The organism is Actinomyces sp. HMSC08A09 (assembly GCF_001807465.1).
GTDB lineage: Bacteria > Actinomycetota > Actinomycetes > Actinomycetales > Actinomycetaceae > Actinomyces > Actinomyces oris.
In genome coordinates, this window is record NZ_KV789118.1 from 104,373 (window position 1) to 119,632 (window position 15,260).

A 15,260-nucleotide genomic window follows, 5' to 3' on the forward strand; every position below is an offset into this window, starting at 1 on the left:
CCGCATGCCGCTAGATTTTGGCGCATGACGACCACCGCGCCCGCCCGCTCCGACAGCCCCACGAACCTGCGTCACGAGGAGGCCGCCTGGCGATCCTCCGTGTGCCAGGTGCCGTCCACCCACGTGGCCGTGGACGTGACCAGGGCCATCGACCGCCACGAGGCCGCCTTCAGCGTGCGTTGCCTGATGAGCCTGGACATCGGGCAACGCGCCGAAGGACTCTGGGTGGACTTCGTGGGGCAGATGGTCGACTCCCTCAGCATCGACGGGCAACCGGTCCCGGTGATCTGGGATGGGGCCCGTATCGAGTTGCCCGTCCTCGACCCGGGCGAGCACACGATGGAGATCACGGCGCGCGGCCTCTACTCCAACTCGGGTCAGGGACTGCACCGCTTCCACGACCCGGTCGACGGCGCCACCTACCTCTACACCCACTTCGAGCCCTCCGACGCGCGCCGGGTCTGGCCGGTGATGGAGCAGCCGGATATCAAGACCCGCTTCTCGCTGGAGGTCACGCACCCCCGCGGCTGGACGGTCATGTCCAACACCCGCCCGCAAGCAGGCGGATCGAGCCCCCAGGCCGCGACCGGCACGGACCGTGGCTGTGAGACGACATCCTTCGCCGCCTCCAGGCCCCTGCCCAGCTACCTCACCGCACTGGCGGCCGGCCCCTGGCACCGAGTGACCGGGCAATGGACGTCCCCGAGCCGGCCGGGCATGACGATCCCGCTGTCGTGGTCCTGCCGAGCCAGCCTTGCCGAGCACCTCGATGCCGCAGAGCTCCTCGACCTGACCCGGGCCGGCCTGGACCTCTACGACCAGGCCTACGCCTACGGCTTCCCCTGGGACTCCTACGACAGCGTGCTCGTCCCGGAGTACAACCTCGGAGCCATGGAGAACCCGGGCTGCGTCACCTTCAACGAGGAGCTCTACCTCTTCAGGGGGCCGGTCACCCGCTCCCAGAGGGCCGGACGCGCCAACACGATCCTCCACGAGATGTGTCACATGTGGTTCGGCGACCTCGTGACCCCCACCTGGTGGGAGGACACCTGGCTCAAGGAGTCCTTCGCCGATCACCAGGGCACCTGGGCCGAGGCCGAGGCGGCCGGCTACACCGAGGCCTGGGTGAGCTTCGCCTCCACCCGTAAGGCCTGGGCCTACCTGGAGGACTCCCGGCCGGCCACCACCCACCCCATCGTCGCGCAGGTCGACGACGTCGAGGCCGCCCGGCAGGCCTTCGACGGCATCACCTACGCCAAAGGGGCCGCCGTCCTCAAGCAGCTCGTCGCCCACGTCGGCCAGGAGGCCTTCTTCAAGGCCTCGGGGCTCCTCTTCGAGCACAGGGCCTACGGCAACGCCTGCCTGGACGACTTCCTGCGCGTGCTCTCCCAGGTCTCGGGCCGAGATATGCACGACTGGGCCCGTGCCTGGCTCCACACCGCAGGCCCCTCGGTCATCACCGATGAGCTGGTCGTTCATGAGGGACGCATCGCCTCCCTGACCCTGCGGCAGGAGGGAATCGACCCGGTGAGCGGGTGGAGCGTGCTGCGTCCGCACACGCTCGTCGTCGGCCTGTACTCCTTCGACGGGGACGGAGCGCTGGTACGCACCCACCGCCTGCCGGCGGTCCTGGAGGCCGCGAGCCTCGACGTCGTCGAGGCCGTGGGGCTGCCCGCACCCGATCTCGTCATCGTCAACGACGAGGACCTCACCTACGCCGTCGTGCGACCCGACGACACCTCGCTGTCATGCCTGACCGCCTCGCTCGGCTCCCTGCGTGACCCCATGGCGAGGTCCTTGGCCTGGTCGATGCTGCACAACCTCGTCCGCGACGCGGTCATCGATGCGGCACTGTTCGTCCAGGCCGTTCTGGCGCACGCCGACGATGACACCGAGCCGAGCACCCTGACCGTCCTGCTGAACCAGGCGCTGCGGGTCGCCTGCAGGTACGCCGACCCGCACACGCGTCGCGTGCTCCTGGAGCGCCTCGTGGCCGATGACTCGACCGGGCCCTCCACGGAGGGGGAGCCGGCCGTCCTGCCCGGCGGGTGGGGCAGGCTCCGTGCTGCCGCGCCGGGATCCGACGCCCAGATCGTGCGCGCCCGCGCCTGGCTGGAGGCAGCAGGACAAGCGCGGCTGCTCGGTGAGGCGGGCAGCGCCCAGGTGGCCGCTCGTGCACGAGAGATCCTGGACGGAGCCCTGCCAGGACTGGAGCTGGATGCCGACATGCGGTGGCGGGCCCTGACCGCCCTGGCGCGGCTGGGCGCCGTCAGCGCCGACGAGCTCGAGGCGCAGCGGAAGGCGGACCCGACGGCCAGCGGCATCACCCATCACCTGAAGGCCTCCAGCTCGATGCCCCACCAGGACCTCAAGGCCGAGGTCTTCGAGAGGCTCCTCAGCGACACCACGCTGAGCAACGACCACATCGACGCCCTGGTGGCCGGCTTCGCCGTCGACGCCCACCGCGAGCTGACCGCATCCTTCACCCCCCGTTACCTCCGGGAGATCCAAGGGCTGTGGGCCGGGCGCGGCCAGGAGATCGCCACCCGGTTGGTCGTCGGGCTCTTCCCCGCCTGCGGGGACGAGGCGGATGCCCAAGCAGTCGAGGACTGGCTCTCGACGCACCCCGATGCGCCAACGGCCCTGCGTCGGCTCGTCCTCAAGAGCCTCGACGACCTGCGACGCGCTCTGACCGCTCGACGCACTGGCTCGGCCGTTCTCTGAAGGGCTCGGGCCATCGCCATGCCGCGAGACCTTTGTCCTAGCCTGAGCATCATCAATGCGGGACCGTAACCGATTTGAGACCTTCAATCGGTGCTCCCAGTCACCTCGCGGCCATCGTCGCGGGCGCGCAGCGGGTAGGCTGCTGGCCAATCATGGAGGGTCGCGTCGTGGTGTTGACTCGACGGCGGTGCAACGAACGGTATGGTGGTCCCTGAGGCGGCGCACCGGGCGCCGCAACGAACCGAGGGGCAGGAATAATGTCGAGCAGTCCGATCGAGCAGGATCCCTCCTCCACACAGACCTTCGGGGTCGTCGACGTCGCCAACGCAGTCGACTCCCCGGTGGTGGGGCTGAGCCAGCAGGACGCCGCCGCGATCGCTGCCCTACCGTCGGGAACGGCGCTTCTCCTGGTCCACCACGGGCCGACCACCGGTGCGCGGTTCCTCCTGGACGCCGAGGAGACCACCGTGGGGCGCCACCCTCGTGCCGACATCTTCCTCGATGACGTCACCGTCTCCAGGAAGCACGCGGTCTTCTCGTCGCTGCCCGATGGCGGGTACGGCGTCCGTGACTCCGGTTCGCTCAATGGAACGTATGTCAACCGCACGCGTGTGGAGCAAGTGGCGCTTCGCTCCGGCGACGAGGTCCAGATCGGCAAGTACCGGATGACCTACCACCCCGGCCCCCAGGGCGGAGCCGCGTCTCGGTGAGCGCTGCAACCGCACGAAGCAAGAAGCGAGACGCCCCCTCCTCCTTGCTTGAGGCCTCTGAGCGCCCGGCAGGCGAGACCTGGCCCCGCGGCATCTCTCGAGAGCCTGTGATGAAGATCGGACAGGTGGTGGATCTCCTCAAGGTGGAGTTTCCTGCCCTGTCGATCTCCAAGGTTCGCTATCTCGAGGGCGAGGGACTCATCAGCCCTCACCGTGTCGGCAACGGGTACCGTCGCTACTCGCAGGCGGACCTGGAGCGGCTGCGCTACGCCTTGGCGGTGCAGCGCGACGAGTACCTTCCGTTGCATGTCATCCGTGAGCGTCTGGCACGGCTGGACGCCGACGTCGAGGCCCCCGCCCCGCAGCCCGTCGCCCGGGTGGTCGCCCGGGATGGCCGGATCGTCGACGACGGTCCCATGGATCTGGAGGCGCTCCTGGCTCACTCCGGTGCCAGTGAGTCCCAGATCGAGGAGCTCGTCGCCGTCGGACTCATCAGTCCCGATGTTCGTGGACGCTACAGTCAGCAGAACCTCAGGACCGTGCGTCTGGCTATGGAGATCACCCGCAAGGGAGTGCCCCTGCGCAACCTGCGCGCGGTACGTGCCTCAGCTGAGCGGGAAGCGGACACGATCGACCAGGCAGTGGCTCCGCGTCGGTCACGCTCGCGCAGCGCCGGTGAGGAGACGGCTCGGGAGCTGGCCGAGCTCGTTGCGGATCTGCACACGATTCTGCTGCGTCGCGCCGTTGACGCGCTGGGCTGAGAGCGGGCGCGTGCACGCCCGGTAGGCGTCCAGCCGGCCGGTGGCACGTGTCGACGAAGGTCAGCGTGCATCGGTCGCGCGTTCCCGGGACAGGGGTGACTACCTCCCGTAGGGTTGGAACGTGCCCTTGATGCAGTTGGTGGGTGTCAGATCCACCGATCCTGATGACGGCTTGGTCGCCGTCCTCGTGGAGGACGGCGGACCGACGATGCTGGCCATTCCGGTGACGGCGCACGAGGGACTGGTGCTGCAGGCCCACGGCTCGCACCGCTCGCCCTCATGGCCCAGGCTCCTTGACGACGTCGTCGAGGCGCTGGGCGGTCGCATCGGGCGCACTGAGCTCGACGTCGACGATGACGCGCGTATCGTCGCCAGGCTCGTCGTTGAGACTCCCGCCCGCGCCAGCGGGGTGACGACGGTTGCCTGCACTCCGGGAGAGGGGCTGCTCCTGAGTGGATACCACCGGCTCCCGGTGCACGCCAGCAGCTCGCTAACGCGCCTGAGGGCTGTGGACCTCAGCGACGACCACGGTGCGGAGCGCCTCGAGCAGTGGCAGCGAGTGCTGTCGCAGACCGATGACCTGGCCGACGGCGACACGCGGGACTGATGTGACTGATGTGACTAGTGTTGTAATCTGCGTCACTTATGGACACTGCTGTCTTGTTGAAGAATCGGCTGCATCATGGGGAATAGTCGGTGTGTGGGCCAGGACTGTCGACCTCACCTAGAGATTCATGCCTGACGGCACACCGAGATGGGGCGCGCCCTTCGTTGAGCATCGCCTCAAGTGGCCCTATCGTGGAGCCGTGGCCGCACGAGGCGGGCCGCCGCACCAGTTTCAGGTGCGTGTTCTTCCGGCGACAGGAGCAGGTCGTGAGCATGAATGAAGCCAGCGCGATAGCAAGGCCTCAGCGTACTCAGGGCATGCTGTTCGGTGACCCGCTTCCCCAGCTCGATGCCGACTCGGGCTACCGCGGGCCGGTGGCCTGCCGAGCCGCCGGCATCACGTATCGCCAGCTCGACTACTGGGCACGTACCGGGCTGGTTGAGCCGTCGATTCGAAGCGCCAAGGGATCGGGCTCCCAGCGGCTCTACTCCTTCCGCGACATCTTGGTTCTCAAGGTCGTCAAGCGCCTTCTGGACACCGGGGTCTCGCTCCAGCAGATCCGTACGGCGGTCAGTGCCCTGCACTCCCGCGGTGTCGAGGATCTGGCCTCCATCACCCTCATGAGCGACGGCGCCTCGGTCTACGAGTGCACCTCGGCCGACGAGGTCGTCGACCTGGTCGCCGGTGGCCAGGGCGTCTTCGGCATCGCCGTGGGGCGGGTATGGCACGAGGTTGAGGGAGCGCTGGCGGATCTCCCCGTCGATCACGCTCAGGCCCTCGGTACTCCTCTGGTTGAGGACGAGCTGGCCAAGCGTCGCGCCGCCAAGCGGCAGCAGGCCATCTGAGCACTGCGAGGCGCACATCATCAGAACGCCTGTTCGCTGAGGCTGGAACCGTGGAGACGGTTCCAGCCTTCAACGTATTCTGGCCGAGCCGATCCGATTCATGACAAGGCGAGTGTCGCCGCGGTGCAGCTTCCGGCGGCGCTCTCACACCAGGAGGCAAGATGACTGGAGCGCCCACCCGTACCCTGGCCGACCTGAGGATCAGCCCCATTGGGCTGGGAGGCAACGTCTTCGGCTGGACGGCCGATGAGGCGACCTCCGTCCAGGTGCTGGACGCCTACCTGGACGGCGGCGGGAACCTCATCGACACTGCTGATGGATACTCCTACTGGGCTCCGGGGAACTCAGGAGGGGAGTCGGAGACTGTGATCGGTGCCTGGCTCGCCTCGCGTCCTGTCCGTGAGCGCGTGGTTCTGGCCACGAAGGTATCCACGAAGCCCGACCGTCCGGGTCTGAGCGCGGACAATATCCGCCGGGCGCTGGAGGAGTCGCTGTCGCGGCTGCGTACTGACGTTGTTGATATCTACTACGCCCACTTCGACGATGAGTCGACTCCGTTGGAGGAGACCGTCGGCGCCTTCGAAGAGGCCCGACTCGCCGGCAGGATCCGGCACGTGGGGCTGTCCAACTACACGCCTGAGCGCATCCGGCAGTGGTTCGCCATCGCTGACGCACACGGGTACGCACGGCCCATCGTCCTTCAGCCCCACTACAACCTTCTCCACCGAGACGACGTCGAAGGCCCTGACGCCAGGGGGCAGGTGGCGGCCGAGCTCGGTATGGGGCTCATGCCCTACTTCGCCCTGGCCGCCGGTTTCCTCACGGGGAAGTACCGTCGGGATGAGCCGATCAGTGGTGAGAGGGCTGGAATGGTTGCCGACTACCAGCGGCCCGAATGCTATGACGTCGTTGAGGCCGTCGCCAGGGTGGCGGCGGATCACGGGGTGGAGCCGGCAGCCGTGGCACTGGCCTGGCTGCGTGACCGTCCCGGTGTTACCGCTCCGTTGGCGTCAGCACGGGATCTCAACCAGCTGCGGCCGATCATGGAGGCGCTGACCCTCGAGATCAGCGACGAGGAGACCCGGGCTCTCACCCGGGTCTCCGATGCCGCGCGTTCCTGACCCGCTGTGGGGGCCGGCCGGCGCCTACAGGGTGCGCCTGCCCAGAACGTAACGGCGGCTGTATCCGTCGGAGAGGTCGGTAATGGTGACGCGAACCAGGCCGGCCTCATCGACGCGGTAGTGCTCCTCAATCCGCGGACCGTGATCGCGCCGCTCCACCGAGTAGGTCCTCAGCTCCTCGTCATCGACGTCCCGCAGGGAGGTCTCGAAGGGGAAGACGATGTCCTGGTAGGGGGCGATCTCGCCGCGGGGCTCACCGCCTTCGTCGACACCGGCGCACTCCACGAAGCGGTACCAGCCGATGTTGTGCGCCGCGTCGTACTCGCGGGTCAGCACCGTGCCTTCCCGACCCCCGGGCGAGGCCTGGACGGACTCGGGGCTCAGGATCGCGTCGAAGGTGAGGCGGTGGCCGCCGTCGGCCTCGCGGAAGACACCGAAACCCCGTGAGAGCCGGTCGGTCAGGTCGTAGTCACTGGTGCGGTCCGCTGCGATTGCCAGGCCGATGGCCGTGGAGGCCCCGGGGTAGGGGGAGCGGTGAACCCGACGACCGAAGCGCTCCCGCAGGAGCCTGGGCACCAGGGGAAGACCGGAGGCACCGCCGACCAGGTAGACGCCGGCGATGTCGGTCAGGTCCGGGCTCCCGTCGTCCATCCTGCCAACCAGAGGGGCCATCGTGGCCAAGGACCGCTCAATGAGCGGTGTGCAGGCCGTGTACAGGTCGGACACCGGCAGGACGACGTCCTGGCCTCTGAGGATGATGAGCACCCGACGGCTCTGAGGGGTGAGGTGCTCCTTGGCGTCGCGGCACTGGTCCAACAAGTCATCGAGCTCAGTGGGGGAGAGTTCCTCCTCGGTGATGCCCGCCCGGCTCAGGGCCATCGTGGCCATGAGCAGGTCGATGTCGTCCCCGCCCAGGTCTCCCAGCCCGTGAGAGGCCAGCACCTCGTGAGACGTGCCGACGACGTCGACCAGTGAGGTGTCGAAGGTGCCACCGCCCAGGTCGTAGACCAGAACCCGGGTGCGCTTGGAGGAGACGGTGGTCGCCTTGCGGTGGGTGTACTCGAATCCGGCGGCACTGGGCTCGTTGAGCATGGCGGCGACGCGGAAGCCGGCCTGCTGGAAGGCCTCAAGAGTCAGAAGACGCTGCGCCCCGTAGGCGTGGGCGGGTACGGCGACCACCACGCGGGTGCGGGTGATGTCGATGCCCCGATCAGCGAGCTCGGACTTCAGGTGACGGAGGTAACTGGTGAGAACCTCCAAAACGGAGAAGGTACTGTCTCCCAGCCGTACCGGCGTCGAGGCGGTCAACGTGGGGGAGGCCAGGATCCGCTTGAGGCTGCGCAGCAACGGAGCGCCCTGGTGAGCTGCCTGCCTGGCGGCGAAACCGTGGACGAGTGTCCCCTCGTGCAGCGCTGTCAGTGAGGGGATGAAGTCGTGCTCGTCGCCGTGCTCGTCGGTGAAGCTGATAACGGGATAGTTCCCCCGGTCAGCACGCGCCACGACGGTACGTGTCGTCCCCAGGTCGATTCCCAGATCGATGTCTGTTGCTGACTCGTGGTCGATCCCCTGGTCGGGGAGGGTGCCGCTGTCGATGCTGTTCAGGCTCTTCGTCGTGTCCGCTGCCATGCAGTGACCCTATCGTGACGGGCCCTTCATTCCGGGGTAAGCCGCCATGTTGCGAGGTACTTGTGGAACGTGACAATTGGCTCAGCGGTTTTGCCCCTGAGGTGGGACGAAAGACCGTGTTGCTGGGGAGTGGCCATGACGCGCTTATGAGACTTGGGGAACCAGTGCGAGCCTCGTATGCGATTGGTTAGGCAGCAGGGGGGTCGGCGGGTAACAATACTGGTGGGTTGCGCTCACGCGACCCGGACCTCCGCTTCCGTCTGCCAGGGCGGCCGAGAGGGTCAGCCAGATCTCCCATCGGGAACGGTATGAGCACCATTCTCTTCCTCGTGATCGTTGTCGTCGTGACGGCCCTCGTCTTCGACTTCACGAACGGTTTCCACGACTCGTCCAATGCGATGGCGACGTCGGTGGCGACAGGCGCCTTCACACCCAGAAGAGCGGTTCTGGTCGCCGCCGTGCTCAACGTCATCGGCGCCTGCCTGTCGACCGAGGTCTCCAAGACGATCTCGCACGGGATGTTCGACGACACGGTGATCGAGTCGGCGCCGGCCATGATCTTCGCTGGTCTGGCCGGCGCCATCCTGTGGAACCTGGCGACCTGGTTGTTCGGGCTGCCATCGTCGTCGTCCCACGCGCTGTTCGGAGGACTCATCGGAGCGGTCGTGGTGGCAGCCGGGGTCCAAGGAGTCCACTGGGGCACGGTGATCTCCAAGATCATCCTGCCCGCCGTCATCGCGCCGGTGGTGGCCGGAGTGGCGGCAGCCCTGGCCACAGCCTTGGCCTACCGCATCGCGCACCCGACCAACCCGTACTCCGAGAGACTCTTCCGTAACAGCCAGCGGGTCACCGCATCGCTGGTGGCGCTGTCCCATGGCACGTCTGATGGGCAGAAGACCATGGGGGTCATCACGCTGGTGCTGGTGGCCGGCGGCTACCAGGAGGCCGGTACCGGGCCCCACTGGTGGGTCATCGCCGCAGCGGGCCTCGCCATCGGCCTGGGCACCTATTCAGGCGGGTGGCGCATCATGCGCACCATGGGGCGTGGGCTGGTGCATGTCGAGGCCCCGCAGGGCTTCGCCTCCGAGACCGCCTCGACGGTGGCGATCCTGGCCTCCTCCCATCTGGGATTCGCCCTGTCCACCACCCACATCTGCACCGGGTCGATCCTGGGCTCCGGGATCGGCCGGGGCACCAAGGTGTCCTGGAGGACCGCCGGCAAGATGGGGATCGCCTGGCTGGTGACTCTTCCGTGCTCGGGCCTGGTGGGGGCCGCCACGTCCTATGTCGCGGTCAAGGGCGGCGTGCCGGGCACGATCGCGGTCATCTGCCTGCTCATCATGGGAGCCTTGGCCATCATTCGGCAGGCGAGCCACAACCGGGTGGATTTCTCCAATGTCAATGACGCCTCCGAGGTCGTCGTCGTCAAGCAGGATCCGGCACTGGGACGTGAACCGCGGACGCTGGACGAGGTGCGTTCCGAGATCGTCAATGGCGTGACGGACCAGGACAGTACGCATCGGATGACGACAGGATCCATGGCATGACCGGGATGGCGATCGACTGGGGCTCACTGGGGCTGGTGGCGTCCGTGACGGTGCTGGGCACCGCCTTCATCCTCACCATCTGCTCGCTGGCGGCCCGCATGCTGGCCACCGTGCACGCCAAGCACGAGGCCGGCGAGGTCGAAGGGGTGCGTTTGGCTCAGGTCCTGGCGGGTGTCTTCATCGCTATTGCCGCTGTGATCGCGTTATTCGGTCTGTGGCTCATCGTCCCGTACTTCCACTGAGGACCACCTCGGCGCACGACAGTGGTCCTGCTAACATCCCTTCGTGACTGAGGACCTCAAGCGCCTGGCCCAGGATGCAATCGCCGCATCCGCAGCGGCCGATGACCCGGACTATCCCTGCTTCCACGTCGTCCCGCCGGTGGGCCGACTCAACGATCCCAACGGACTGCTCATCGACGGCGATACATACCACGCCTTCTACCAGCTCAGTCCCTTCCATCCCCACCGCAAGCTGGTCTACTGGGGGCACTCCTCCTCGACGGACCTGCTGCACTGGCGCCACCACGCGCCCGCCATCATCCCGGACTCCTCCTACGACCGCAGCGGTGCCTACTCCGGCAACGCGATCGTGCTGGAGGGCCATGAGGTCGATGCTGCCCCTGCGCGGGCTCCGTTCCAGCTGTTCTACACCGGGAACCTCAAGGACCCGGTGACCGACGAGCGCACCGCCAGCCAGTGCCTGGTGACCAGCGAGGACCTGACTGACTTCGCCAAGTGGCTGGGAAATCCGCTCATCCCCACCCACGCCGAGGGCTACACGACCCACTACCGCGACCCGCAGGTCTTCCGGGATCCTGACCGGCCGGGGGAGTACCGAATGCTCATCGGGGTCCAGCGCGCCGACGAGACCGGCGCCGCAGTCCTGTACCGGTCCCGGGACCTGGTCTCCTGGGAGCTGGAGGGGGAACTGAGCTTCCCCGGAGCGGGAGGCGCCTTCGATGCCTTCGGGTACATGTGGGAGTGCCCCGGTCTAGTGCGGCTGAAGGATGAGGACACCGGTGAGGACTGGGATGTTCTCATCTGGTGCCCACAGGGCATCACCCCTGAGCGGGAGGGCTTTGAGAACATCTTCCCCTGCGTCTACACGGTGGGGCACCTCACGGGTACCGAGCTGCGAGACACCGACGGGGTCTTCCACGAGGTTGACCGGGGCTTCGAGTTCTACGCCCCTCAGGTCTTCGCCCGTCGTCCCTCCGAGCCGGGGCCGGTCCTGCTGACCGGGTGGGCGGGCAACGCCTCCGAGGACGATCAGCCCTCCATCGAGACCGGGCAGTGGGTCCACACCCTGACCATGCCTCGGATGCTGAGTCTCAAGGCGGGCCGACTCATCCAGCGCCCCGCCGCCTCACTGCCGTATGACGCCGGGCAACCGGCCCTCGTGGGTGAGTGCCTGAAGGCGGGCCTCTACGAGGTCGATGACCTCAGCGGGCACCGCAGCTGGCAGCTGCGCCTGGAGGCAGACGCCGAGCAGACCACAGGGCCGTGGGGACTGCGGATCGGATCGGATGACTCGCATGTGGACATCACCCTGGATGGGCAGGTGCTGCGGGTGGACCGCTCCACCTCCCGCTACACCCAGCACGGATCGGTGCGCAGCGTGACGCTTCCTGAAGGGTGCGCGCCAGTGCTGGAGGTCATTCACGACCGATCGCTGACCGAGGTCTTCGTCGGTGACGGGGCATTGGTCCTCACGCTGCGCAGCTTCGTCGAGGTCAGCAGCACGGGAGTACGGCTGATGGTCGCGGAGGACCTCGCGTTGACGGCCGGCAGCACGAGGACTTTCGCATCGTCCTGAGACCTTCCCGGCCTCGCGTCACTATGGGAGCAAAGGGGTCCTGAGCAGGGCGAAGGCGGGGAATAGATCCGGACTCTTCTCTCCGGTTGCAGGGTGCTCTAACTCACTGTAATGTGACGATCGATTGACATAGGTGTGGCTGCAGGGAGTCAGCGATGATCCCGGCCGTTGGGTTTCCCCGCCCTCCCAGGTGCTGCGGCCCCATCACGAGAAAGGAAACCTCCGGGTGGCAATGGATCACGCCCGCGTGGCGAAGGACGTCCTGACGTACGTCGGTGGCGCCGACAACATCAACGCAGCAGCGCACTGCGCAACGCGTCTGCGTCTTGTCCTCAATGACATGGACAAGGTCGACCAGAAGGCTCTCGACAAGGATCCCGACCTCAAGGGCACCTTCATCGCGGGCGGCATGTTCCAGATCATCGTCGGACCCGGAGACGTCGACCTCGTCTTCTCCGAGATGATCCGAACCGGAGGGGTCAAGGAGGTCTCCAAGGACGAGGCCAAGGAGCAGGCCGCCAAGGGCGGCAACCCGCTATCCCGCTTCATCAAGACCATCGCGGACATCTTCGTTCCGATTCTTCCCGCCCTCATTGCCGGCGGTCTCATGATGGCCCTCAACAACGTCCTGACCGCCCAGGGCCTCTTCGGTGACCAGGCGCTGACGGAGCGCTGGGGCTGGCTCAAGGACTACGCGGCCCTCATCAACATGATCTCGGCGTCGGCCTTCGCCTTCCTGCCGGTGCTCGTGGGCTACTCGGCGACCAAGCGCTTCGGCGGCAACGTCTATCTCGGCGCTGCTATGGGCGCGGCCATGGTCTCAACATCGTTGTTGTCCGCCTACAGCATGTCCGACCCGGAGGCGGCGGCGAAGTTCTGGGAGTACACCGGGGAGTCGTCGACCTGGTCCCTGTTCGGGCTGGAGGTAGCCAAGATCGGCTACCAGGCCATGGTCATCCCGGTGCTGTGCGTGGCGTGGATCCTGTCCGTGGTGGAGAAGTGGCTTCACAAGCGGTTGTCCGGGACCGCTGACTTCCTGCTGACGCCGCTGTTCACCATGCTGGTGACCGGGTTCCTCACCTTCATCGTCGTCGGACCGCTCACCCGCGAGCTGTCGATCTGGATCACGGACGGACTGGACTGGCTGTACAACACGGCGGGTCCCGTGGGTGGTTTCCTCTTCGGCATCGTCTACTCGCCGATCGTGGTTACCGGTCTTCACCAGTCCTTCCCGGCGGTGGAGCTGCCGCTCATCGCTGACAAGGCCAGTACCGGTGGGTCCTTCATCTTCCCGATCGCCTCCATGGCCAATGTCGCTCAGGGTGCCGTGGCTCTGGCCGTGTTCCTCAAGACCCGCGACGCCAAGATGAAGGGGCTCGCAGGAGCCGGTGGTGTTTCCGCGCTCTTCGGTATCACCGAGCCGGCCATCTTCGGTGTCAATCTCCGACTGCGCTGGCCCTTCTTCATCGGAATGGGGGCAGCCGGTATCGGAGGCATCCTGGTGTCCCTGCTCGACCTGCGCACGCACTCCCTGGGGGCTGCGGGAATGGTGGGCTTCGTGTCGATGCGGACAACGGACATCCCCAAGTACCTCGCCGTGGAGGTGTTCACCATCATCATTGCCTTCGCCGCCGCCTATGCCTACGCCTCAACCCGCGGTAAGGCCTCCCTGGCCGGCGATGACGTCGACGCCGATGAGGCCGCCCTGGAGGCCGAGGCCATGGCCGAGCACGCCGAGACCGTCGAGCTGCCCGCTGAGGCCACTGAGGACTTCACCGTCACCGCTCCGATCCAGGGACGTGCGATCCCGCTGTCCGAGGTGGAGGACCAGACCTTCGCCTCAGGCATGCTCGGTCCGGGCATGGCCATTGCACCCGCCGAGGGGCCGGTCGTCTCCCCGGTCGACGGCGAGGTCCTCGTGGCCTTCCCGACCGGTCACGCCTACGGCCTACGATCCGCCAGTGGAGTCGAGCTGCTCATTCACGTTGGCATGGACACCGTCCAGCTCGAGGGCAAGCACTTCAGCCCCAAGGTCAAGGCCGGCGACAAGGTTCTGCGGGGCATGCCGCTGGTGGACGTCGACTGGGCCGCCGTCGGAGCCGCCGGCTACCAGACCGTCACCCCGATCGTCGTTTCCAACGCTCAGGGCTACGAGGGGATCAAGGAGCACGGTGCTGGAACGATTCACCGAGGTGATGCGCTCTTCGACGTCGTGCGCAAGGCCGATGACCTCGGTGCCGACACAACGGATGTTCAGGCCGATGCCGCTCAGGCCAAAGCCTGATCCAGTCAAGGATCGTCCGTGATTCGGATGCTCGTGGGCCCCGACCTGGATGGTCGGGGCCCACGAGCATCGTCAACGGATCACTAGGCGGTACGGCCGGGCAGCAGCTTCACCGGCATGGGGGAGGGGGCCTGCAGGTCCTCCACCCCGGGACCACCCGACTGCGTGCTCTGCGCGGAGACAGCGGTGGCCGAGTCGATCCGCTTCAGGAGCAGGTCGACTGCTGCCCGTGCCAGTTTGGTGATGGGTTGCTGGATCGTGGTCAGCGCCGGCAGGGCATGCCGCATGGCGACCGTCCCGTCGAAGCCGATCACCTTGAAGTCGTCCGGAATCCGCAGGTCGCGCTCGGCAGCCCACTCCATCACCTGCGCGGCAGCCAGATCGTCGGTCGCGAAGACCGCGTCAATGTCGTCGACCACGAGGTCGAGCCGTTCGCGGATGAGACGGGGGCGCTCACTGTTGGGGGTGTTGAAGTCGACGGTCAAGACCACCGGCTCGATCCCCGCCTGCTGGAGCACCTGGCGGTACCCCTTCTCCCTCAGGTTGTGGATTCCAGTGCGAGACGTCAGCAGGGCCGGACGACGCGCCCCCCGTTTGAGCAGGTGCTCGGCGGCGAGCCGACCGCCGGCCTCGTTGTCGCAGCGGACATTGGGGACGATGGGGGAGAGGTCCCGATCCACACTGACCAAGGGCAGGTGAATCGAGCTGTAGTCGGCAAGACCGTCATTGTGGGCGCTGGAGATGATGCCATCGACCCGGTGGGAGACGAGCAGGTCGAGGTACTCGCGCTCCCGATCCGCCTTGCCCATCGAGTTGCAGACGAAGGTCCGGTAGCCGCGCTCTGCGAGGAAGTCCTCGACATGCTCGGTCAGCTCGCCGAAGAAAGGCAGGGCAACGGTGGGGACGATCAGCCCGATTGAATGCGTCGACTTGCCGTGCAGTGCTCGGGCGATCTGATTGGGGCGGTAGTTGAGCTGAGCGATCGCCTCAGCCACCCGCTCCCGTGTCTCTTGGGAGAGGTAGCCGCGGTTGTTGAGTACGCGGGAGACTGTCGTCAGCGAGACGCCTGCAGCCTGGGCGACATCGGCCAGTGTGGGTTCGCGGTGTGACTCCACGAGTGGGTCCTCGAGCTCCTTCAGTCGGTCACGGTGAGTGCGATCTGCTGCCAAGCATATGCCTCGAGGGGGTCATTACCCAACTGACCTGCGTAAACGTGA

At 66.8% G+C, this 15,260-nt stretch carries 12 protein-coding genes; 10 read left to right on the top strand and 2 right to left on the bottom strand.

Annotated elements, in window-relative coordinates:
* Positions 1-24 precede the first annotated feature (24 nt).
* The 6 genes from pepN to HMPREF3165_RS05995 all read left to right on the top strand — a co-directional run bounded on the left by pepN (position 25) and on the right by HMPREF3165_RS05995 (position 6,768).
* On the top strand, positions 25-2,724 hold the full coding sequence (gene pepN / locus HMPREF3165_RS05970; protein WP_070511534.1) for an aminopeptidase N: 2,700 nt from the start codon (positions 25-27) through the stop codon (positions 2,722-2,724).
* A 257-nt stretch (positions 2,725-2,981) separates the two neighbouring features.
* Entirely contained in the window at positions 2,982-3,434 is a 453-nt protein-coding gene (locus HMPREF3165_RS05975) for an FHA domain-containing protein (protein ID WP_004564921.1), read from the top strand.
* On the top strand, positions 3,431-4,195 hold the full coding sequence (locus HMPREF3165_RS05980; protein ID WP_004564920.1) for a transcriptional regulator FtsR: 765 nt from the start codon (positions 3,431-3,433) through the stop codon (positions 4,193-4,195). The genes HMPREF3165_RS05975 and HMPREF3165_RS05980 overlap by 4 nt, the downstream gene beginning before the upstream one ends.
* A gap of 130 nt (positions 4,196-4,325) precedes the next feature.
* Complete coding sequence (locus tag HMPREF3165_RS05985) at positions 4,326-4,802, top strand: DUF151 domain-containing protein (protein WP_020991520.1); 477 nt, start codon at positions 4,326-4,328, stop codon at positions 4,800-4,802.
* Between the two features lie 272 nt (positions 4,803-5,074).
* The gene (locus tag HMPREF3165_RS05990; protein WP_370538944.1) at positions 5,075-5,647 is read left to right on the top strand and encodes a MerR family transcriptional regulator; all 573 of its coding nucleotides are present in this window, start codon (positions 5,075-5,077) and stop codon (positions 5,645-5,647) included.
* A 161-nt stretch (positions 5,648-5,808) separates the two neighbouring features.
* Entirely contained in the window at positions 5,809-6,768 is a 960-nt protein-coding gene (locus HMPREF3165_RS05995; protein ID WP_070511536.1) for an aldo/keto reductase, read from the top strand.
* A 24-nt stretch (positions 6,769-6,792) separates the two neighbouring features.
* Here HMPREF3165_RS05995 and HMPREF3165_RS06000 read toward each other — a convergent pair whose 3' ends face one another.
* Positions 6,793-8,394 (bottom strand): Hsp70 family protein, encoded by a 1,602-nt coding sequence (locus HMPREF3165_RS06000; RefSeq protein ID WP_070511537.1) that lies wholly within the window; start codon positions 8,392-8,394, stop codon positions 6,793-6,795.
* 308 nt (positions 8,395-8,702) lie between these two features.
* Between HMPREF3165_RS06000 and HMPREF3165_RS06005 the strand changes: the two genes are divergently transcribed.
* From HMPREF3165_RS06005 to HMPREF3165_RS06020, 4 genes are all read left to right on the top strand, one after another.
* Positions 8,703-9,941, top strand: a complete 1,239-nt coding sequence (locus tag HMPREF3165_RS06005) for an inorganic phosphate transporter (protein ID WP_070511538.1) — start codon at positions 8,703-8,705, stop codon at positions 9,939-9,941.
* On the top strand, positions 9,938-10,183 hold the full coding sequence (locus tag HMPREF3165_RS06010) for a hypothetical protein (protein ID WP_004564914.1): 246 nt from the start codon (positions 9,938-9,940) through the stop codon (positions 10,181-10,183). The genes HMPREF3165_RS06005 and HMPREF3165_RS06010 overlap by 4 nt, the downstream gene beginning before the upstream one ends.
* Before the next feature lie 43 nt (positions 10,184-10,226).
* Positions 10,227-11,759 (top strand): glycoside hydrolase family 32 protein, encoded by a 1,533-nt coding sequence (locus tag HMPREF3165_RS06015; protein ID WP_070511540.1) that lies wholly within the window; start codon positions 10,227-10,229, stop codon positions 11,757-11,759.
* 232 nt (positions 11,760-11,991) lie between these two features.
* Entirely contained in the window at positions 11,992-14,043 is a 2,052-nt protein-coding gene (locus HMPREF3165_RS06020) for a sucrose-specific PTS transporter subunit IIBC (RefSeq protein WP_176747010.1), read from the top strand.
* 83 nt (positions 14,044-14,126) lie between these two features.
* On the opposite strand, the gene HMPREF3165_RS06025 is transcribed toward HMPREF3165_RS06020, so the two are convergent.
* Positions 14,127-15,158 (bottom strand): LacI family DNA-binding transcriptional regulator, encoded by a 1,032-nt coding sequence (locus HMPREF3165_RS06025; RefSeq protein WP_010615203.1) that lies wholly within the window; start codon positions 15,156-15,158, stop codon positions 14,127-14,129.
* Positions 15,159-15,260: the final 102 nt, after the last annotated feature.